The following is a 21,282-nucleotide window of genomic DNA, read 5'->3' as shown; positions in this document are numbered from 1 at the left end:
CATGCGCGTCCGCACTGCTACGAGCGCGCTTCACCCGACCGTCGTCCTGTGGACGGCGGTCGGCTTGCTCGGCTATGCGCTGCTGCCTTGGTACGGGCTGGACAGCAATCTCTTCACGCTGTCCTGGCTGTTGGACGGCTATCCGCTTGACGATGACGTCGCGCCGGCGCTTTTCCTTGTGCTGCAAGGCGACAAACTCTGGCTCGCACCCCTCGGCCCGCTGCTTCTCGCGCCGCTCATGCTATGGGGGCGGCGCAAGTCCGACCCTTTCTTTGGCTATTTGCTGATCGCCGTCGGCGCGACCGGCGGCGCCTATTTCCTGCTTCAAGGCTTCGGCATTGGCCTGCGTGGCTTCCAGTGGCAATGGCTGAACTCGCTCTTTGGCGAGCTTGACGACCGCCAGTTTGGCATGGGCTGGGGCGCACTGCTGGTAGGCTGCGCGTTCTTGTTCCTGTTCACCCTCGGGCTTGCGGCGCGCGGCGCGGTGGCCGGCGACGAATTCGTCGCCGGCTCGATCGGCTTCGTTGTCGCCGTGGTCGCCATCTTCATCTTCATGCCGATCGGTCAAATGCTGGGGAGCGCGCTGCTCACGCAGGAGGGCGACTATTCGCTTCCCGTCTTTCTCGCGAAACTCTCCAGCGACCGGCTCTGGAGCCTCGGCTGCCTCACCAGTGGCCCGCGCTGCGGCGTCGCCTGGAATTCGCTCCTTCTCGCCGTGCTCGTCGGCGTGACGACCACCGCGCTCGGCCTTGTCTTTGCCTTGGTGGTGACCCGCACCGGCTTTCGCTACGGCGCACTGTTGCGCGCGCTGACCGTGCTGCCGATCATCACACCACCCTTCGTCATCGGCCTCGCCATCATCCTTCTGTTCGGCCTCTCGGGCGCCATCAATCTGGGTTTCGCCGAGCTGATCGGCGCCCAACCGACGCGATGGGTCTACGGCCTGCCTGGCCTGCTGATCGCCCAGGTGCTCGCTTTCACCCCGATCGCTTTTCTGGTGATGATCGGTGTGGTCGAGGGTGTGAGCCCATCCATGGAGGAGGCAGCGCAGACCCTGCGCGCCAATCGCTGGCAGACATTCATCACCGTCTCCCTGCCGTTGATGCGGCCGGGTCTGGCCAATGCCTTTCTGCTCGGCTTTATCGAGAGCATGGCTGATTTCGGCAATCCGCTGGTGCTCGGCGGCAATTTCGATGTGCTGTCCACCGAGATCTTCTTCGCCATCGTCGGCGCGCAATACGACCAGGCGCAGGCGGCGATCCTCGCGCTCGTGCTCCTGTTCTTCACGCTCGGGGCATTCTACGCCCAGCGATTCTGGCTTGGGAAGAAGTCTTACACGACCGTCTCCGGCAAAGGCGACGCCGGCGTTCACTCGCATCTGCCGGCAAAATTGCGCAACGTCGTCTTCGCGGTCGCCGCCGTCTGGACGCTGTTTACCTTGCTGATTTACGTCACGATCTTCTACGGCAGCTTCGTCAAGCTGTGGGGGGTGGATTTCTCTCTGACTTTTGAACACTACGTGACGGCGTTCTCCATCGGCTGGAACGAGTTCGGCATCCACTGGCGCGGGTCGGCCTGGAGTTCGTTCTGGACGACCATGGAAATAGCGTTGATCTCCGCGCCGTTGACCGCGGCTATCGGGCTGTTGACCGCCTATTTGCTGGTCCGCCAGGACTTTGCCGGCAAGGACACCTTCGAATTCGCAACGATGCTGTCCTTCGCCATTCCCGGCACTGTGATCGGCGTGTCCTATGTGATTGCGTTCAATGTGCCGCCGATCGAGCTCACCGGCACCGGCATTATCCTGGTGCTCTCCTTCATCTTCCGCAACATGCCGGTTGGGGTCCGCGCCGGTGTCGCGTCGATGTCGCAGATCGACCGCAGCCTCGACGAGTCGTCCCTCACTCTGGGAGCCAACTCCTGGCAGACCTTCCGCAAAGTGGTGCTGCCGCTGCTGCGGCCGGCCATCCTTGCCGCGCTGGTCTATTCCTTCGTTCGCGCCATGACCGCCATCAGCGCCATCATCTTCTTGGTCAGCGCCCAGTATGACATGTCGACCAGCTATATCGTCGGCCGCGTCGAGAATAACGAATATGGCGTCGCCATCGCTTATTCCGCCGTCCTTATCGGCGTCATGCTGGCGGTGATCGGTCTGATGCAGCTTGCCGTTGGCAGCCGCATGATCGGCCGGCGCGGTCTCGACGGCGATCTGGCGCAGTCGCGCACCAATGTCAGCCAGGCGGTCGTGGCGCGTCCACAGCCGGCGATCTCGGGAGGCGGATGAATGGCCGAAATTCGCGGCAATGCCGCCTCAGTAGAATTCAGGAATGTCACCAAGATCTACGGCAAGAGCAAGGCGCCCGCCGTCAACGACATCTCGCTGTTCATCGAGGCCGGGAAGCTGGTCACCCTGCTTGGACCGTCGGGCTGCGGCAAGACGACCACCTTGCGCATGATAGCCGGACTGGAAATGGTAACGAGCGGCCAGATCCTGATCGGGGGCGCCGACGTCACCCGGCTGCCGGCCACTGATCGTGATGTCTCCATGGTGTTTCAATCCTACGCGCTTTTCCCGCACATGACCGTGACCCAGAACGTCGAATACGGCCTGGGCTTTTCCGGATTCGACAGGAAGGAGACGGCCGAGAGGGCCAGAGCCGGGCTTGAACTGGTCGGCCTCTCCAATTTCGGCGACCGCCTGCCGAGCCAGCTTTCGGGCGGACAGCAACAGCGTGTCGCGGTGGCGCGGGCGTTGGTTCTGGAGCCGCAGGTGCTGCTCTTCGACGAGCCTTTGTCGAACCTGGATGCCAAGCTCCGCCGGCGCGTGCGCGAGGAAATCCGCGAGATCCAGCAGAAACTCGGCCTGACCGTCGTCTACGTCACCCACGACCAGGAGGAAGCGCTCGCCGTCTCCGATCGCATCATCGTCATGAACAATGCGGTGATTGCCCAAGACGGCACGCCACGCGACCTCTACGAGCAGCCCGCGAATGCTTTCGTGGCCGACTTCATCGGCGAAGCCAACATGTTCCAATGCGAGGTCGTGTCGGTCGAGGGCGACAGCGCCACTGTGCATCTGGGACCTGCCGTGCTGAAGCTGCCGGCTCGCGGCCGCAAACCGGGGCCGGCCAAGCTGGCGGCGCGACCGAGCCGCCTCGAGATTGGCGAGCCGAATGCGCCAGGCGCCTTGCCTGGCACGCTTGAAAAAGTGACCTATGTCGGCAGCCACCTCGAGTTCGTAATTGCCACGCAATTCGGCGAAGTCTTCGTGGTCTCGCCGGATGTCGATACCGCGTTTCGAGCGGGGCAGCCGGTGAGCATCGGCTTTCCCGAACGCGGACCCGTGCTGATCACAGACTGAACGCCTCTTTGCAGAGCGCGTGGACCTTGTCGAACACGCCCTTGCCGCCCGCGATGACCAGTGTTCCTTCCTCGAGAACCGTTTTCGGGTCGGGCGTGACGACCGACCCGCCGGCCTCTTCGACCAGAAGCATGCCGGCGAGGCAGTCCCAAGCATTCATATGCTCCTCGACATAGGCGAGCAGCCTGCCCGAGGCGACGTAGGCAAGCATAAGCGCACCGGATGCATTGCGGAAAAACACGCCGCCCTCCTGAAGCAGGAGATCGATCAGCTTGGCGACGGTGCGCGCTTCACGACGATTGGAGAAGCCGGTTCCGACCGAGCCTTGCGTCAGGCTCTTCGTCGGGCTTGTCTTGATGGGCCGGCCGTTGAGGAAAGCGCCACCGCCGCGGCGTCCATAAAATGTCTCGCCGGTAGAGGGTTCATGGATAACGCCCACGACCGCCACACCCTCCTTGACGCAGGCGATGACGACGGTCCAGGCCGGGATGCCGCGCAGAAAATTGGCAGTGCCGTCGATTGGATCTATCACCCATGTGTAACCCGATCCGCCGGCGAGTGCGGCGTGTTCCTCTCCGATAACACCGTCTTCAGGATATTGCGCCGCAAGCTCCCGGCGGATGAACGTCTCGACATTCCGGTCGGCCTCGGAGACCAGGTCCTGATGACCCTTGCTCTCGATTGTGAGTGTCTCCAGTTGTCGGAAATATTGCAGGCCGAGTTCGCCGCCGCGCCGCGCCAGCGCAGTCGCAAACAGCATCCGATCGTTATCGTCACCATTCACGCAGTGAATTCCGTCATTGTTTCTGCTTTCCATTCGTTCTCTGGCTCTTTGTATTCAAGGCCCAGTTATGCAGCGAAAGGTTGAGGTTAACGCTCGGCGACAGGTTGCCATTCGTGGATGATCTTGAAACCCGGCAAATCGAAAGCGAAGAAATGACCTTGGAAAGGTTGATCCCGACTGCGCGAAATTGGCGCATTCAGCAGCTTGCAAAGCAGGAGCGTGCCCACGCCGCCATGCGAGACGAAAGCAATGTCGCCGTCGTGATGGGTCGCAAGAATGCGAAACACGGCCCGCGCGACGCGATCCTGGGCATCGAGCGCGCGCTCCCATCCGCAAACGCTCTCATGTGGATTGGCGAAGAAGGCGTCAGCAACTCGTTCGAAATCGACGGGTGGAAGGAAACCGGTCGCGGAGCGGTCGTTCTCGCCAAGGTGCTCATCCACTTGGACGGGCAAACCAAATCCCGCCGCCAGCAGGCCAGCCGCTTCAATAGCCTTGGCCTCGGAGCTCGACCAGATGGACGTCAGGCCGGACAGCACCGCACAGCCCACGAAAGCCCTCATCCGGGTGACGCCGCGGTCCGAAAGCCGCCAAGCTGGAACTGGCGTGGCGGGATCAACGGAAACTTCCGGATGAGTGATAAAGAAGGCCGTCGGCATGCCGTTGCGCTCCGATAAAATCCTTCCGACGCCTAACAGAGCTGATCAAGCGCAGGAAGTATCAACACACACCAACCACATCATTGCACGGGCACTTTTCACAGCCTCAATGGATATCAGAAACAGGAACGTCTGTATCGCGCTGCCATGAGCGGACCTCCGGCCATCATAACCGCTACATTGTCTCCAAACTCGTCGCAGTTCATTCCGCGCACCGGTCTGCGATTGGCGTAGCGCCCGATCAAGGCGCCGAAATAGGGGGGCAAGGATTCGTAGTCGGCGAGTTCCTTGAAGCCGAGCACGACGTTGTCGAGCTTGCCCCAGCGGTCGGGCACATTGATCGCGGTGATTATACCCGCCATAGCGATGAACTTGATGGACGCGCCTCTGTCGTTGATGAGCGTGTAGAGATCGACGGCTTTGCCGTCCTGCGTGTTTCAGAATGGGGACTTGTCCACAGAGCCGATGCCGACGATCCCTCCTACCCGGGCTTGTAACAAAGTCGATCGAGCACGTCTCGAAGCGCAGTTGCGGCTTGGTCACGCTCGTCAGCAGACATCAGCTCGGGCTCAGCTTCCAGTCTGAGATGCGGCAGTTCGGTTCGAACGGCGCGACGGGCAGCGACAAGATTGGCCTTCACATCGATGACGCGATAAGTGGCGACCGGATAGGCGATCCCTTTGACGTGGATGCGCCCCAGTTCGTCGCAGTCAATCGTGTCCTTCACTTGCGCAAACGTCTCATAAGAAATGAGCACGGTCCCTGGCTGCGCCTCCTGCTCAAGACGTGAGGCGAGATTCACGGCGCCGCCGATTATCGTGTAGTCCATCCGGTCCTCGCTGCCGAAGTTGCCGACAGTGCAGTAGTCGGTGTGGATGCCGATGCGGCAGCGCAGTGGTGTTTCAATTCCAATGTCGCGCCAGACTTCGGCAAGTTCGCTCATCCGCTTCTGCATGGCGAGAGCCATCTGCACACCGGCGAGCGCGTCCTCCTTGACGCCGCGAGTTTCCGGATCGCCGAAAAACATCAGAATCGCGTCGCCGACATACTTGTCGATCGTCGCGCCATGATCCGAAGCAATTTTCGACATTTCCGTCAGATAGTGATTGAGGAGCTGGGTGAGGTCCTCCGACTCCATCTTGTCGGTGGTCTCGGTAAAGCCGGCGATATCCGAGAAGCATATTGTCAGCTTCTTCCGCTGGCTGGCGATCCTGACCTCCTGACGGCCGGTGAATATCGAGTTGTACACCTGGGGCGCCAGGTATTTCGCCAGCTTGCTGGAAAGCGCCTCGAGAGCCGCGGATTTCTCGGCGAGGTTCTCCTCCCGTAGCTTCAGCTCGGTGATGTCCGAGTAGACCGCGACTGTGCCGCCGCCGGTGATCCGCCGCTCGCTTATCATGATCCATCTTCCGTCGCCTCGCCGCTGCTCCCACGGTTCGCCAGGGTTGCGGTGCCGGGAGAGCCGCTCGGCGACCCATTCCTCGAATCGTCCCTCGGCATCCCTGATGTAGCCGCGCTCAGCGGATCGGCGGATGATGTGCTCGAATGTCGTACCGGGCGTCAATTCGATCGCAAGGTCGCTGTAGAGCAGTTCGCGGTAGCGGCTATTGCTAAGGATGAGCCGGTCCTCGCGGTCGTAGAGAGCGAATCCCTCGGAGATGCTCTCGATGGCATCGATGAGCCGCTGGCGCGCTTCGGCGACCTCGCGCAGGTTCTTTTCTTCGACCTCGACTGCAGTGTCCCGGAAGAGCCTGAGCGCCTCGGCCATGCGGCCGATTTCGTCGTGGCCCGCGGCAGGCAATGGCGCACGAAGATTGCCGCCGGCGATTGCGAGCATGCTTTGGCTCACCCCTCCCAGGCGGGCGAGGAGGCTGCGGTCGACATAGAGCCAAACAACAAGAACGGAACTCAAGAGGCTGAGAAAGGCGGAGCCAAGGACAACTCCGGTCCCGAATCGCTGGACGACCGCGGCTTCGAGACCAGATGCGGTGATCTCGCGGTCTGCCGCGGCGACCAGGCGATCGACGGCAGCGGTAAGACTGCGCGACAGCTGATTGTTTTCGGCCAGAAGCTCTTCGCCCTGCGCCAGGACGGCGAACTCGTCCTGCCGCGCCTTCGGGATGCTGTTTCCGCCGTCGATCAGTGCCTTGAACTCGTTGACCCGCTGCTGGAAACGGGTTCGCAGCCTATCGTCGATCTCGTTGGAAATCGTGTCCAGAACGGCGAGTGACCGGCGCAGCGGAAACAGGATCAACGCCAGATCGCCTGGCGTCGGCGCGTCCGCCGTGTTGACCAGCGCGTCATTGACCGCCGAGATCTCCTGCTGCGCCTTCTGCTGCGGGATGTAGGCCGCTATCGACTGGACCAGGTCGGCCGTCGCCTCCGCGCCTCGATCGGACGCGAGCGGCGTGTCGGCCGTGACCGCCCGCCATTGCTGGAGTTTGGAATTCATCACGAGCATGCCGGGCGCCACAAGGCGCTGGCTTGCATTTGTCGTAGCCGACAGGCGACGTAACAGTTCCTCTTTGCGCGCCACCACGGTGAGGCGGGCGGCGACAAGGTCGTCGAGGGCGTTGAGATTGCGCCGCAGACCAAGCACCGCAGCCTCGATCTCAGCCACTACCGCCGTGCTAGGCTTGGCGCCTTTGAGAGCGGCAAGCAGTTCCTCGAGGCGCGTCATCTCTGCCGCGATCGCAGTCGAGACCTCGTTATGCTGAGCCTTGCTGGTCGAAGCAAGTGCGGCGGGCGCAGTGGCGGCGACCCGCTCAGCCTGGCGCGACAGCTGGAGGGACGCGAGCGCCGACGGCACACGCTCCTTGGTGATGTGGTTGACGACCTCCCCCACCTCGAGGAAGGCATAAAGAGCGGCTGTTGTCGCGAGCACCGCGAAGGTGCTGATACCGAAAAAAGCGAGCAACAGACGGCCGCGTATGCCGAGACGCTTAAGCATCGCGGCGACGCATTGATTCAGGTGGCGCGGCCGATATGGTCTGCACAGATTGGCTCAAGGCGATTCGCCGGATCGGTGGTCCATTACTCCAACGGCACGTATTCGCCACCCTTCCAGACATACCATACCCAACTCTGAACAGTGAGGTCGCCTTTATTATCAAAGTCCATACGGCCCAACACAGTGTTAAATTGATTGCCGCGCAGCGATGCAATCACGGCTTGGAGTTCTAGTGAGCCTGCCTTCTCGACCGCCTGCGCCCAGGTCTGGGCGGCGCCGTAACTGTGCAGCGTCCAGGAATCGGGTTCGAAGTTCTCGGCTCGGAATCGTTCGACGACTGTGGCCGCTTCGGCGTTTCGACGCGGGTCGGGGACAAAGGTGAAGAGCGTGCCCTCGGCGGCAGGGCCGGCAATCAGCCCAAATGCCTCGGTCGCTGTATCGTCACCCGAGATCAGCTGAACCGAGTAGCCCCGGTCGCGCGCCGCACGAACCATGAGCGCGGCCTCGGTATGGTACCCGCCCAGATAGAGCACGGCGATATCCGCAGCCTGCAGCGTGGCGATCTCGGCCGAGTAATCGTCTTTCCCGGGAGCGTAGGCTTCGAAAATCGCTTCGGTCGTGCCGCGCTTGTTCAGCTGCTTCCTGGTTTCATCGGCGAGACCTTTTCCGTAGATCGTGTTGTCGTGGAGGATCGCGATCTTCTTGTCGCTCCAATGATCGGCCAAGTAGTTGCCGGCCTCGAAGCCCTGCGCATCGTCGCGACTGCAGACGCGGAAAACGTTGTCGCGGCCTTGTTCGGTCAACATCGGATTGGTCGAGGACGGCGAAATCTGCAGAATTCCCGCCGCCTCGTACACCTCCGATGCCGGAATCGAGGCTCCAGAGCAGTAGTGCCCGACGACGAACACTACACCGTCAGCCACCAGCTTTTGGGCAGCAGCCACCGCTTGCTCGGGATCGCAGAAGTCGTCGACCGTGATGAGTCGCACCGGCTCGCCGAGGACGCCGTCCGCCGCATTGATATCGGCCACAGCCACCTCTGCGCCGCGCTTCAATTGCGTGCCAGTCCATTCGAGCTTTCCGGTCATCGGGCCTGCGACCCCGATCAGCACCTCCGCCCGCGCAGGACAGCTAAGCGCCGCGGCCACGAGCGCGACAATAGCTACGGTGATGATACGGTGCATGGATGCACCCCAAAGGCCGTAGCTTACGCCAATCCCGTCAGCGCCGACAGTCTTTTTCCGCGAGCGTCGCATGCGCCCCGACAACCAGAGTCGAGGAAGATACTCGCGTCCCGTCCTGTGCCTCTGCATGTGCGAGCAATCAGCGAGCAGCTGAGGGGCATCGTGGAACCGCGTTCCCCGCCGCTCGTTTCTTGGTCAAACCGAGGTGGGAGTATCCAATTGTCGGCACGTTGTTGAGCAGATGACCTAGGATGCAACTGGTTGTGAAACCAAGCAGCAGCAGAAGGAGTTGGATCGATGAAGCTTTATTCTGCACCCGGGTTCACCAGCCTGGCCGACCATATCGCGATGCTGGAGGCTGGAATTCAGTTCGACGTGGTCACGGTCGATATCGAGACCAAGCAGATCGAAGGGGGTGGCCGCTATATCGATATCAATCCGAAGGGCTATGTGCCCGCTCTCGTGTTCGACGACGGTGAGGTGCTGACCGAGAATGTCGCGATCCTGGCTTGGGTCGCGGATCGCGCGCCGGAGCTCGCGCCGCAGGGTCATCTGGGCCGCTATCGCCTGCTTGAGATGCTGAGCTTCATCGCGACCGAGATTCACAAGCGCTTTCCCACCTACCTAATGCTTCCTGAAGACGTCAGGGAGCCGATCGCCCAGGAAATACTGCGATGGTTCCGCTTCGCCGCAGGCCGGCTGGAGCGGGGGTATTTGTTCGGAAAGACTTTCACCGTCGCGGATCCCTATCTCTTCCAGCTGGCGCGCGGCGCGGCGGAGATCGGATTTCAACTGCCCGAGCCGCTTCGCGATTACATCGCGCGCATCGAAGAGCGGCCTGCCGTACAAGCGGCTCTGCGCCGCGAAGGACTGGCATGAACGAGCTGGTGATCCGTGCCGATGGGGTCGAGCTCGCAACGCAGAGCTTCGGCAATCCGGCCCAGCCGCCGATACTTCTCATCATGGGCGGGATGGCCTCGATGCTCTGGTGGCCGGAGGAATTCTGCCGCCGACTCGCCGCACGGGGCCGCTTCGTCATCCGCTACGACCAGCGAGACTCCGGTCTTTCGACCAAATATCCGCCCGGTCGGCCGGGCTATGGCTTTGACGATGCGGTCGAAGACGCCCTTTGCGTGCTCGACGGCTACAGGATCACGGCGGCGCACGTCGCGGGCTTCTCCCAAGGCGGAATGGTCGGCCAGGGTACGGCGCTCAAACATCCAGAGCGGGTGCTTTCACTGACGGCGATCAGCACCTCGCCGATCGGGGTGGACCGGTCCAGCCTCCCCAAGAGCGGTAAGGCCTGGTTGGAACATATGGCTGTGGACGTGGACTGGTCGAACCGGGCGGAGACCGTCGCATATTGCGTCGAGGACGCGCGACTGATCGCAGGAACAGCACACCCGTTCGACGAAGCCGAGACCAGAGCCTTCATCGAGCGGGACTTTGACCGTTCTGGCGGCTATCTCAGCGCCACCAACCACAGTGTTCTCTTCGAGATCGGCAAGGCCTGGCAGGGCAGGCTCGCCGAGATCAAGGTACCGCTGCTCGTCATTCACGGCACCGCCGATCCAGTCTTTCCGGTTGAGCACGGCGCAGTACTGGCCGAGGCAGTCGCGGGCGCACGGCTCCTGAAGCTCGAAGGCGGCGGGCACGAGCTGAACCCCGGCGATTGGGACCGGATCGTCGAGGCGATCGCCGAACACACGGGTTCGAAGCGAGCCATCGACCGGCGCTGACAAGACTCTGCCATGCGGCGCGAAGCGGAAATCCAACGCGAACGCAGGGAAGACGGCAATGGGTCATCATCGTTGGTTGCGCCCAATGATAGCTATCGGGGAAGGAAATCGGCACATAAAGGTCCGGACCGGAGACAATCCTTCGCGTTCGGCAAGGACTCGGATGCGCGCCAGAAGGAGCCTTCAGTGGAAGGCAATCACGCTCAGGATGACGCACACCTCCAGACTAGGTAGTCGGGCCGGGCCACGTCGGGGTCAGGGCTACGAGACTGCGTCATATGGGCAGGCCTGCCTTGCGGTAGCCCTCAAGCCAGCGTTCGCGGTCTTCTTGATGAGCGATCATGCGCATCTGCGAAGCAATCATGGTCTTTGGGTCCGGCTTGGGGCCTGGACTTCGATGGAAAGCCGCGACAGCCGCTTTCGACTCCTCGATGCGACCCAGCTGTGCGTACGCTGCAGCTTCGATCAGGTGCATATAGGCCGGCACATCGTGCCTGTGCCTGAGGATCCCAATTACTGTCTCGTATTCTCCCAACATGAAGTGGCAGTCGCACAGCACCTCTGATCTGGCATCATCCGGCGCCAAAGGGTCGATCCTCTGCATTTGGGAGAAGATTTCGATCGCCTCGGATGGTCGACCCAGATGGGCGAGAACAAATCCGCGGCTGAAGAGAGCCGATGCATCATTCGGATTGCTCGCCGTTGCACGCGCGGAGTGAAGATCGGCAAGCTCATGCATGCCGCTCGTGATATAGGCGGAAGCGGCAGCCGAATTGACTTCGGTATCGCCGCCGTCGAGCGCCACTGCGCGCGCCGCATGATGGCACGCGCGTTCGATCGCAATCTCCGGTTCAAGGCCCAACGCATAGATGCCATAGGCAAAGGCGGTGGCGATCTGCGCGTGCGCGGCCGCATAGTTCGGATCGGCCTCGATCGCTTTCTCCAGATGAACCAAGGCACTTTGCAGACCATCAGTGGAGTGAAACAGAGCCCAACGTCCCCGCAGCAAATGGTCGAAGGCTGTGAGGTTCGCCGGCGGCCTCCGGCGCGCGTGCTCGACTGCGATTCGACCAAGATGCCCCGGTATTGTACCGACGATTGCTTGCACGACCTCGTCCTGGACCTCGAAAATGGAGTCGAGCGTGCGGTCATAGCGTTCCGCCCACACGTGCGCCCCAGTCGTTGCGTCGATTAGCTGGGCCGTTATGCGTACCCAGTTCCCGGCCTTGCGCACGCTGCCTTCGACTATCCAGCGCACGCCGAGTTCGTGCCCGACGTCCTGGATCCTAGGCGACCGCCCTTTGTATAAAAATGAGGAATTGCGCGCGATGACCAAGAGGCTCTTGAAGCGCGAGAGTTCCGTGATGATGTCTTCGGTCATGCCGTCCGCGAAGTACTCCTGCTCGGGATCACTGCTCATGTTCACAAACGGCAAGACGGCGATGGCAGGCTTCTCGGCTGTGACTCGGGGCGTCACGACCGCAACAGCCGGTGTTCCGGCGACCCGATAGATCCGAACCGGCTCGGCGATGTTCTTCAGGTTCTGCGTACCGAGATCGTCGAAGCCTACTTGGACTTTGTTCCTGATGTGGTCATGCGCGGTCCCGGAGACCAGGATGGAACCCGGTTCGGCGATGCTTTCGAGCCTCGCGGCGATGTTGACGCCGTCGCCATAGAGATCACTGCCTTCGACAATGACGTCACCCAGATTGACGCCGATGCGCAGCACGATCCGCCGCTCCTCAGGCTGATCGCTGTTTGCGGCGGCCATGCCCTCCTGGAGCTCGACCGCGCATTGCACGGCGTTAACAGCGCTGGCGAACTCCACCAGCACGCCATCGCCGGCGACCTTGAAGATGCGTCCGCGATGCTTGGCAACCAGGGGCCTCAGCACCTCCTTGCGGCGGATCTTGAGGGCAGCCAGCGTGCCGGCTTCGTCGACCTCCATCAGGCGGCTAAAACCGACTACATCCACTGCCAGAATCGCGGCCAAACGGCGTTCCATGCTTATCCCTGGAAAGGCTGACCAGACGGGCACCATACCATCTAACCGTCGTGCTGTGTGCACCGATGCGGTGGGCTCTCATTCTGTTTCGATCGCCACGTCCGCCTCAGGTCACGGCCTGCCGTCGGGCGGCCGCGAAGGGAAGTAGAGAAGCGTCATATCGTCTCGTGGGACTGGTTGTGATGGATGGCGACCCGGCACCCCGGGGCGGCCGCCGATCCAGCGGGTACTATCCGGCGACAGTCCCCCGCCAGGCACGATAATGTGAACATGCGGGTGATGCGTCAGCGCCGATCCCCAGGTGTGCAGCACGCTGGTCATGCCGATGCGTGCGCCGAGGCGCTTGGGATCGGCCGTGATCGTGGTCAGCGTCTCGGCCGATGCCCGAAACAGCAGGTCATAGACAGCCTTCTTGTTCCAATAAGTGATCTGCGCGATCTCGGCAGGCAGGGTGAAAACCACGTGGAAATACTCCACGGGCAGCAGGTCTTCGGCACCGGCGGCCATCCAGTCCCGCGCCGCAAAGGACGCTCTTTGAACTTTGCGCACGGTCCTGTCCGGACCGAAGGTAAGCACAGCAAAGCCGGTACCGGCTTCCGGCGTCAAGCGCCAGGCAGTCTGAACCGGTATTCCGTCACATGGTGGTAGATCTGGCCCGGCCATAGCGTGGCCTGCGGGAAATACGGCCGGTTCGGTGCGTCCGGCCAGACCTGCGGCTCCAGGCAGAAGCCCGAATAAGCCTTGTAATGAACTCCCCCGAGCCCCGGCGAAGCTGGCGCCAGATACTGGCCGGTATAGAGCTGCACGCCCGGTTCCGTGGTCCACAGCTCCATCTCGACGCCGGAATTCGCGCCTTGCGCCCATGATGCCAGCTTGAGTGACCCGCGCGTCGAGGCAAGACAGAAATTCTGGTCGTAGGGGAGCTGCCTGCCCTCGCTCTCCATGCGCAGCGGCCGCGCCTGACGGAAATCGAACGGCGTGCCGTCGACCGGCTTCACGACGCCGGTCGGGATCAGGTCGCCATCGACCGGAAGATAGGCGCCGGCGTTCAGCATCAGCCGGTGATCGAGGACATCGCCGGCGCCGCCGTCATCCAGGTTGAAATAGGAATGCTGGGTGAGATTGCACAGCGTCGGCTCCTCGCAGGTGGCGGTCAGCTCGACGCTGAGCGTGCCTGGGATTTTCAGCCTATAGGTGCGCTGTTCGCGAAGATCGGCAATGGTCAGCTTGAAATTGGTGTTACGATGGAACCCAAAATGCGTTCGGCGACCAGACGCTGTAGCCGCCATAGATTGCTGTCGTGGATGCCGCGCTCTTCCAGATGCGTGATGGTATTATAGAGATACTCGGCGCACGAGCCCAAGTGGCCGCATGCCTTGGCCATAATGTCCGCCACCTCATCAGGCGGGAGCCTGCCGGTGTATGCGCCCGCCTCTCGGTTCATCACGAAGGCTAGGGCGCGGACAGGCCCCTGATCCGTCTTGACGGCAAGCCAACGGGGCGGGTTGCTGGGTGGTTTCGCCTTCATCTCTCGGCGGACCAGCTTGCCGAGGTGCCATTCCACTGTGTTGCCGGCGAGCCTATAGAGCATCCCCCGGCACTGGCCGCCTCGGTCGAGGGCCATCATCAGGCCAGGCTGCTCCCTCGTGCCCCGCCACCGGGTCATCTTTAGGCAGAATGAACGATGCCAGCCGTGAGCCGTGCCAATGCGCTCCTCAGTGTGCTCAACTTCCGGCTTCCAAATCAGTGAGCCATAGGCGAACAACCAAAGGTCTTCGCCTCGGGGATGCGAGGCGAGCGTCTCATGCACCGCCGCATCGTAGTCCTCCTCGGTGTGGTAATCGAGACCAGGTGCCGAGCCGGGGTCCTCTAACACCCGATGAACGCGCGCAATAATCTCCGGCGTAAGCGCCATCTTCCGAGCCAGCCTGGGCATCTTCTCCCTCATATGCCGTTCCGTTCTTTTGCTGCCCCGCGCTTCTTGTAAGAGCCACGTTTCGCTGGGCTTGCTTAGCAGTCCAAGAGCGCCATGATATCATCAGTCTCCCAACGGCGAACCGTCACCAAAAGCCAGCTGGTGTCGCCCAGCTAGATTTCAAACTGACCCACTACCGAACATTGCGGTTGGGTGGATTCGCCAGTTTGGTTTCAGGTAGAAACGTGCCCCGCTCCCCGTCATCAGGTGCGCCGCGGCCAAGCATCATGAATCCAGTTTCATCAGCGCCAGCGCTGCTCGGCCGTTGGGCCAGTAGGGGTTGCCGAGCGATTCCGCCATCTCCTGATGGTGGTAATTGAGTGCCTCTATTATCCCGACCGTCTTTCCTGCCGCCTCCGCTGCAGCGGCAAAATCGCGACTTTGGTGCTGGAACTCCGGCGTTTCGTAAGTGCCGTAAGTAACAACTACCGGCGCGTTCAACTCGTTGATATGCCGCTGCGGGCTCATTTTCCTCCGCCATCTCATCGGTGAAATTGACATAGCCGCCACGCCATGAAAGTCGCACCGGCTTCATCTCAAACAGGCCACTCATGCAGAGACCGCCTTTGATCGTGCCGGTGGGCAAGCCGAATTCCTTCATCCAATCCGTAGTGAGAGCAACGCCGCACAGATGGCCGCCGGAGGAATGACCCCCAACGTAGAGGCGATCTGGATCGCCGTCGAAAGTTGCCGCGTTTTCGTGCACCCAGGCGATCGCTCGGCGCACCTGCGCAGCGAGCACGCCGAGATCGCCATTCACGTTGGTCACTGAGGCGAAATCGATCGCGATAAAGTGCGCACCGGCCTTGACGAACATTTCCGCAGCATAGGCGCAATCCCTCGCCGAGCCGCCGCGCCAAGTGCCCCCGTGAACAAACAGGAAGATTGGCGCCTTGGGGCGATCGGTACGGAAAATATCGAGCTTCTCGACTTCGCTTGGTCCGTAAGCGACGCGAAGTGGCAAGCCAATCCGGTCCCGGGCGGCTGCGCTGTTCGCGAAGATCCGATTGGTTGTCCGGCCTTCCAGCGGCTCGTAATGTACTTGGCTGTACGCTGCGTCGAGCTCGACCTGGTCATAGTCCCTGAAAACGAGCGGACCCTTCTGGTGGGATGGTGGTCCGATCTGGCAGCGCTGCGCCGCAGCTGGTGTCGCGACTGTGGCAACGGCAACCGCGAGCAGTGTCCTGCGCGTGATATTTCCATTGTATGATCCGAATCTGATCTGCATCATATCCTCCCTGTGCACGGATGGTCCGAGAGCTACGGAAGCATACTCGACAAACCCGTGCGCTCCCCTCGAACTCTACGGCAGCACTCACTCCCCCAACGCCGCCGGGGTCGGCGCCACGTCCACGAGATCGACCACCGCAGCGGGAATGGCGTCGCTGACAACGAGCGCATCACCATCGCGCAGAATCTCGAAATCGATCGACGGCTGGCCGGCCGACTGGGGCACGGAAATGGTCACGCGCTGCCCGGGGGCGAGCGTGGAGATCATCCGCAGCGGCAGCGCGTCTGCTCCCGATGCCAACGTCGTCACGATCCGGTAGCCGTCCCGCTCGACTGTATAGTAGACGATGCCGTCGAAGGCGGCGAGATGAACGCTATGCCCGTTGCCTGGCGCCAGTTCGGCCGCAGCCGAGATCCCGGTCCAGGCGAGGCCGGCGAATGCGAATGCTGCGAAAAATCTGGTCATGGTCATTTCCTCCATCGGGCGGACGCACACAGACAATCGTTGCGTTCCGCCTCTTTCTCGACTCCACGCAGGATGAGCCCGACGGCACCATTCGTAACGAGAGCAGCACGATGGGCTGACGAAATCGGACGAAATCTTCCGATCGCCGACTAAATCCTCGACGATTGCTGGAATGACGGCGGGCTTTGCTGTAGATTGACCGCAACGAGACCCAACCGGCCTCGCCCCGCGGGGAACGTTCCGATGGACAGTTCGGCGCTGACGCCGATTCGCCTGAACGGCCGCACGGTCGACCTTCAGCGCGGCTGCATCACGGACCAGAGCGGGCATGTTATAGCCCTGCGGCCGCAGGCCATCGAGGTACTGAAGGTGCTGGCCGCCCGGCCAGGAAAAATCGTCACCAAGGATGAACTGATGCAGGCGGTGTGGGGAAACCTCGCCGTCACCGATGATAGCCTTGTCCAGTGCGTCATCGAGATCAGGAAAGCGCTCGGCGACGAGCGGCACGAGATCGTCCGGACCCTGCCGAAGCGCGGCTATGTGCTAGAGGCGGAAAAGGCGATCGAAGATAGCAGGAAAGTTGCCGGCGCTCGGTTGCGCGGGCTACGCAGCAAATCCTGGCTGGGCCTCGCCGCCGGTCTCATGATCCTGATCGGTGCAGCCGCCGCCTATCTCCTTCCGACAACGAAATCTGGCGCCGAGGCACCGGCTATCGCCGTGCTGCCCTTCGAAAACATCAACGGCGACGACAGGTGGGACCGTTTCGCCACCGGCGTGACTGAGGACATCATCACCGATCTGGCCCGCTACCGCGATATATCGGTAATCGCCCGGACCTCCGCCGAATTCTATCGCGGCAAGGCCCACGATGTGCGCGAGATCGGCGAAGCGCTTGACGTCAAATATGTGCTGGAAGGCAGCCTGCAAGTAGATGGCCACCGCATGCGGGTGACGGCACAGCTGATCGATGCCGAGACAGGAGCACATGTCTGGTCGGAGCGCTACGATCGCCTCGCAGCGGAACTGCTCGAAGTTCAAGACGAGATCACGCAGAAAATTGCGACCACGCTTACCGGCTGGCAGGGTCAGGTGACGGAGGCCGAGCGCACGCTGGCGCGACGCAAGAATGCAACTGGCCTCAATGCGTATGATTACTGGCTGCTGGGCATCGAAGCGAAGCACAAGATGACCGTGGCGAGTCAGCTCGAGGCGCGGGCGTATTTCGAGAGGGGGCTGAAGCTCGCTCCCGATTTCATGCCGCTGGTGCGCGACATGGGGATCACCTATGCGATCGAGATGGAAATCGGCTCGGTCATCGACTTTCCAGCATGGGTCGATGCCCAGCGGAAGTATGCAGAAAGAGCGCTCGCCCTAGACCCGAACGACTCCACCGCAAATTTCACGATGGCGGTGGCCTACGCCTACCAGAACGACAGTGAACAGGCGGAACGCTATCAGAAGCTCGCGCTGCAGTTTGGTCCTAATAATGCCGACACAATGATGCAGCTGGCCTGGACTTACGCCGGCTGGCAGACGGAGCGCGCCCTGGAGCTTGTGGAACGGACGCTGAAGCTCAACCCGCGCTATCCCTCCTGGTGGAATTTTCCGATCACGCAAACCTATTTCGCGGCGCGCCAGTTCGATGAAGCTTACACGACGGCGAAGCAGCTCGGCGAGTCGCCCAGTCAGGCCGCCTTTGTCGCCATGAGCGCCGCGCAGATCGGAAAGAAGCAGGAAGCAGCCGCCGCCGCGGCCAAGGTGCTGCGTATGAAGCCCGACTGGACGGCGGAGAGCATGTTTCCGTATCCAGCCTTCTCGGACGAAACCCTACTGGCCGAAAGCGCCGCCAAGGCCGGACTTCCGGTCTGCATGACGGTCGAGCAGGCCAAGACCGATACCGGCATGTTCCGCATGAAGCAGTGCGAAGCGGAGCGCGTGAGGACCGCGCTGAATTAGCGCCGGTCTCGCTGTATCTGGGAAAGACTGGCCCAGACCGACACAGACGGCGGACATGACCCTTTCCAAACCGAAGGTGGAATCGAAAGACCGGCTTCCAGCGTTAGGCGTCAGGCAGTCGGAACCGGTATTCCGTCACATGGTGGTAGATCTGGCCCGGCCATAGCGTGGCCTGCGGGAAATACGGCCGGTTCGGCGCGTCCGGCCAGACCTGCGGCTCCAGGCAGAAGCCCGAGTAAGCCTTGTAATGAACCGCCCCGAGCCCCGGCGAAGCTGGCGCCAGATACTGGCCGGTATAGAGCTGGACGCCCGGTTCCGTGGTCCACAGCTCCATCTCGACGCCGGAATTCGCGCCTTGCGCCCATGACGCCAGCTTGAGCGGCCCGCGCGTCGAGGCAAGGCAGAAATTCTGGTCGTAGGGGAGCTGCTTGCCCTCGCTCTCCATGCGCAGCGGCCGCGCCTGACGGAAATCGAACGGCGTGCCGTCGACCGGCTTCACGACGCCGGTCGGGATCAGGTCGCCATCGACCGGAAGATAGGCGCCGGCGTTCAGCATCAGCCGGTGATCGAGGACATCGCCGGCGCCGCCGTCATCCAGGTTGAAATAGGAATGCTGGGTGAGATTGCACAGCGTCGGCTCCTCGCAGGTGGCGGTCAGCTCGACGCTGAGCGTGCCTGGGATCTTCAACCTGTAGGTGCAGGTCACGTCGAGCGCGCCGGAAAAGCCCATCGTGCCGTCGGGATCATGCAGCGTCAGCGTGACAAAATCCCTGCCATGCAGCGAAACCTCCCACGGCCGGTGCGAAAAACCTTGCGAGCCGCCATGCAGCGTGTGCTTGTCGAGGAAGTTGCGCTCGGTCTGGTAGCGCTGGCCGGCGATGGTGAAGCGGCCATCGCGGATACGGTTGGCATAGCGTCCGACGACGGCGCCGAAGAAGGCCGTATCCGTTTCATAGGGCTCAAAACTGTCATAGCCGAGCACCAGCGGCGCATCGTGGCCGGCCAGCCGCAGATCCTGAATGATGGCGCCAAGCCCGATGATGTTGGCGGTGAGGCCGCCGCCGCGGATGCTGAAGCGGCGGATGGCCTCGCCCGCTGGCGTCGTACCGAAAACCTCGCCGTCCTTCATCGCCATGCCCGAAACGCCAGTTGGTTGATCGATCCCCGCCCGGCCTCTCGGGCCGGTTTGGGTCCATTGGCAGTCAATGGACCCCTGCCCGATCAGAGGCCGAGGCCGCCGATGCAGACATATTTGGTGTCGAGATAATCCTCGATGCCCTGATGTCCGCCTTCCTTGCCGAGGCCCGATTCCTTGACGCCGCCGAACGGCGCCTCGGGCGTGGTGATGAGGCCTTCATTGACGCCGACCATGCCGTATTTCAGCCCTTCCATGACCCGGAAGGCGCGGCCGAGATCGCCGGTGTAGAAATAGCAGGCGAGGCCGAACTCGGTATCATTGGCCAGCGCGATCGCCTCCTCTTCGGTTTCGAACTTGAACACGGGCGCTACCGGGCCAAAGATCTCTTCCTTCATGAAGCGCATCTTCGGCGTGGCATTGGCGATCACCGTCGGCTGGAAGAACGAACCGCCGAGCGCATGGCGCTTGCCGCCGGCGACGATCTTGCCGCCCTTGGCGGTGGCGTCGGCGATCAGTTCCTCGACCTTCTCGACCGCCTTCTCGTCGATCAGCGGCCCCTGCTGCACGCCGTCATCGAGGCCGGAACCGACCTTCAGCCCGTCGCTGGCGGCGGCGAGCCTTTCGACGAACTTGTCGTAGACACCAGCCTGGACCAGGAAGCGGTTGGTGCAGACGCAGGTCTGGCCGGAATTGCGGTATTTGGCGGTGATCGCGCCGGCGACGGCGCGCTCGATATCGGCGTCGTCGAAGACCAGGAACGGCGCGTTGCCGCCGAGCTCCATCGACACCTTCTTGACGGTGACGGACGACTTCTGGATCAGGATCTTGCCGACCTCGGTCGAGCCGGTGAAGGTGATCTTCTTGACCAGCGGGTTGGCGCAGATCTCGTCGCCGATCTCGCCGGCGGCGCCGGTCAAGATGTTGATGACGCCCTTGGGGAAGCCGACTTCCTCGGCGAGCGCGCCCCAGGCGAGGCCGGAATAAGGCGTCTGCGACGCCGGTTTGACGACCGCGGTGCAGCCGGCGGCAAGTGCCGGGCCGAGCTTGCGGGCCAGCATCGAGGACGGGAAATTCCACGGCGTGATGGCGGCGATGACGCCGACCGGCTCCTTGGTCACCAGGATGCGGCGGTCCGCCCAAGGCGACGGCACGACATCGCCATAGGTGCGGCGGCCTTCTTCGGCGAACCACAATATGTACGAGGCCGCCGAACCGATCTCGCCCTTCGATTCGAACAGCGACTTGCCCTGCTCGATGGTCAGCAGCTCGGCCAGCACGTCCTGGTTGTCCATCATGGCGTCATGCAGCTTGCGCAACAGCTTCGAGCGCTCGAGCGCGGTGGTCTTGCGCCATGTCTGGAAGGCGGCGTCGGCAGCTTCGATGGCGCGGCGCGTCTCGACCTTGCCCGACTTCGGCACGGTGCCGATCTTGAGGCCGGTGGCCGGATTGTTGACGTCGACCGTCTGGCCGCTGTCGGCCTGCACCCACTCGCCGTTGATGAGATTGGCCTGGCGCATGAAATGGCTGGTTTTCTGAAGCATGGTCTAGCCTCCGTTCGGCGCGCTGACGGGCCGCTATCTGGATTTCCTTGACGGGCGTGCGCACTGGCATCGATGCCGGCACGCCTGGAGCCACTGCTCTTTACCTAGGGCAAGCCCCGCAATCAATCGCAAGATGGCATATAGGGTTTGGGCCAGCACAAGGCGAGGCCGATTTGCGCTCCCGTTGTTGCTTGAGGGTGTGTGGGAAACGACCGGACCGGTGGCTCCCGAGAACCGGAACGGAGCGTAACGTTTGGGTATATGAGTACCGGAAGTACCAGGAAACCGCCCTTC

At 62.1% G+C, this 21,282-nt stretch carries 15 protein-coding genes and 3 pseudogenes; 5 read left to right on the top strand and 13 right to left on the bottom strand.

Features of this window, described 5'->3' with window-relative positions; genetic code table 11:
• Nucleotide 1 precedes the first annotated feature (1 nt).
• Both AC0L2V_RS26660 and AC0L2V_RS26655 read left to right on the top strand, forming a co-directional pair.
• Nucleotides 2-2,284, top strand: coding sequence for an ABC transporter permease (locus AC0L2V_RS26660; RefSeq protein WP_473521639.1), 2,283 nt, complete (start codon nt 2-4; stop codon nt 2,282-2,284).
• Nucleotides 2,285-3,361 (top strand): ABC transporter ATP-binding protein, encoded by a 1,077-nt coding sequence (locus tag AC0L2V_RS26655; protein WP_091598197.1) that lies wholly within the window; start codon nt 2,285-2,287, stop codon nt 3,359-3,361.
• Here AC0L2V_RS26655 and AC0L2V_RS26650 read toward each other — a convergent pair.
• From AC0L2V_RS26650 to AC0L2V_RS26630, 5 genes and pseudogenes are all read right to left on the bottom strand, one after another.
• Nucleotides 3,351-4,121: an inositol monophosphatase family protein gene (locus AC0L2V_RS26650; protein ID WP_091598200.1), complete on the bottom strand. Its 771-nt coding sequence runs from the start codon at nt 4,119-4,121 to the stop codon at nt 3,351-3,353. The genes AC0L2V_RS26655 and AC0L2V_RS26650 overlap by 11 nt on opposite strands.
• A gap of 110 nt (nt 4,122-4,231) precedes the next feature.
• Nucleotides 4,232-4,804, bottom strand: a complete 573-nt coding sequence (locus AC0L2V_RS26645) for a histidine phosphatase family protein (protein WP_473511530.1) — start codon at nt 4,802-4,804, stop codon at nt 4,232-4,234.
• Nucleotides 4,805-4,920: 116 nt separating this feature from the next.
• Nucleotides 4,921-5,205, bottom strand: a pseudogene (locus tag AC0L2V_RS26640) (aldose epimerase family protein); the annotation flags it as partial.
• Nucleotides 5,206-5,285: 80 nt separating this feature from the next.
• Nucleotides 5,286-7,754, bottom strand: a complete 2,469-nt coding sequence (locus AC0L2V_RS26635; protein WP_473511532.1) for an adenylate/guanylate cyclase domain-containing protein — start codon at nt 7,752-7,754, stop codon at nt 5,286-5,288.
• 83 nt (nt 7,755-7,837) lie between these two features.
• Nucleotides 7,838-8,938, bottom strand: coding sequence for a branched-chain amino acid ABC transporter substrate-binding protein (locus AC0L2V_RS26630; protein WP_473511534.1), 1,101 nt, complete (start codon nt 8,936-8,938; stop codon nt 7,838-7,840).
• A gap of 297 nt (nt 8,939-9,235) precedes the next feature.
• Between AC0L2V_RS26630 and AC0L2V_RS26625 the strand changes: the two genes are divergently transcribed.
• Together AC0L2V_RS26625 and AC0L2V_RS26620 are read left to right on the top strand one after the other, a co-directional pair.
• Nucleotides 9,236-9,817: a glutathione S-transferase N-terminal domain-containing protein gene (locus AC0L2V_RS26625; RefSeq protein ID WP_473511535.1), complete on the top strand. Its 582-nt coding sequence runs from the start codon at nt 9,236-9,238 to the stop codon at nt 9,815-9,817.
• Nucleotides 9,814-10,677, top strand: a complete 864-nt coding sequence (locus tag AC0L2V_RS26620; RefSeq protein ID WP_473521638.1) for an alpha/beta fold hydrolase — start codon at nt 9,814-9,816, stop codon at nt 10,675-10,677. Before AC0L2V_RS26625 ends, AC0L2V_RS26620 begins: the two co-directional genes overlap by 4 nt.
• A 274-nt stretch (nt 10,678-10,951) precedes the next feature.
• Here the strand turns inward: AC0L2V_RS26620 and AC0L2V_RS26615 are convergent, their stop codons facing one another.
• The 6 genes and pseudogenes from AC0L2V_RS26615 to AC0L2V_RS26590 all read right to left on the bottom strand — a co-directional run bounded on the left by AC0L2V_RS26615 (nt 10,952) and on the right by AC0L2V_RS26590 (nt 16,353).
• Complete coding sequence (locus AC0L2V_RS26615) at nt 10,952-12,682, bottom strand: adenylate/guanylate cyclase domain-containing protein (protein WP_473521637.1); 1,731 nt, start codon at nt 12,680-12,682, stop codon at nt 10,952-10,954.
• 201 nt (nt 12,683-12,883) lie between these two features.
• A pseudogene (locus AC0L2V_RS26610) lies at nt 12,884-13,201 on the bottom strand (IS91 family transposase); the annotation flags it as partial.
• A gap of 83 nt (nt 13,202-13,284) precedes the next feature.
• Nucleotides 13,285-13,878 (bottom strand): annotated as a pseudogene (locus AC0L2V_RS26605) (aldose epimerase family protein); the annotation flags it as partial.
• Between the two features lie 26 nt (nt 13,879-13,904).
• On the bottom strand, nt 13,905-14,630 hold the full coding sequence (locus AC0L2V_RS26600; RefSeq protein WP_473511540.1) for a gamma-glutamylcyclotransferase: 726 nt from the start codon (nt 14,628-14,630) through the stop codon (nt 13,905-13,907).
• A 160-nt stretch (nt 14,631-14,790) separates the two neighbouring features.
• A complete protein-coding gene (locus AC0L2V_RS26595) occupies nt 14,791-15,885 on the bottom strand; it encodes an alpha/beta hydrolase (protein WP_473511541.1) in 1,095 nt (364 codons plus the stop codon).
• A gap of 87 nt (nt 15,886-15,972) precedes the next feature.
• Nucleotides 15,973-16,353 (bottom strand): hypothetical protein, encoded by a 381-nt coding sequence (locus tag AC0L2V_RS26590; protein WP_473511542.1) that lies wholly within the window; start codon nt 16,351-16,353, stop codon nt 15,973-15,975.
• A 243-nt stretch (nt 16,354-16,596) separates the two neighbouring features.
• Between AC0L2V_RS26590 and AC0L2V_RS26585 the strand changes: the two genes are divergently transcribed.
• Nucleotides 16,597-18,309, top strand: coding sequence for a winged helix-turn-helix domain-containing tetratricopeptide repeat protein (locus AC0L2V_RS26585; RefSeq protein WP_473511544.1), 1,713 nt, complete (start codon nt 16,597-16,599; stop codon nt 18,307-18,309).
• A 103-nt stretch (nt 18,310-18,412) separates the two neighbouring features.
• Here AC0L2V_RS26585 and AC0L2V_RS26580 read toward each other — a convergent pair whose 3' ends face one another.
• Together AC0L2V_RS26580 and AC0L2V_RS26575 are read right to left on the bottom strand one after the other, a co-directional pair.
• Nucleotides 18,413-19,444 carry an aldose epimerase family protein gene (locus AC0L2V_RS26580; protein WP_473511545.1) on the bottom strand — a complete coding sequence of 344 codons (1,032 nt, stop codon included), beginning with the start codon at nt 19,442-19,444 and terminating at the stop codon, nt 18,413-18,415.
• Nucleotides 19,445-19,530: 86 nt separating this feature from the next.
• Nucleotides 19,531-20,988: an NAD-dependent succinate-semialdehyde dehydrogenase gene (locus AC0L2V_RS26575; RefSeq protein WP_473521636.1), complete on the bottom strand. Its 1,458-nt coding sequence runs from the start codon at nt 20,986-20,988 to the stop codon at nt 19,531-19,533.
• Nucleotides 20,989-21,282 lie beyond the last annotated feature (294 nt).

This window comes from Mesorhizobium sp. WSM4814, assembly GCF_055811595.1.
This window is presented reverse-complemented; position numbering and strand designations above follow the sequence as displayed.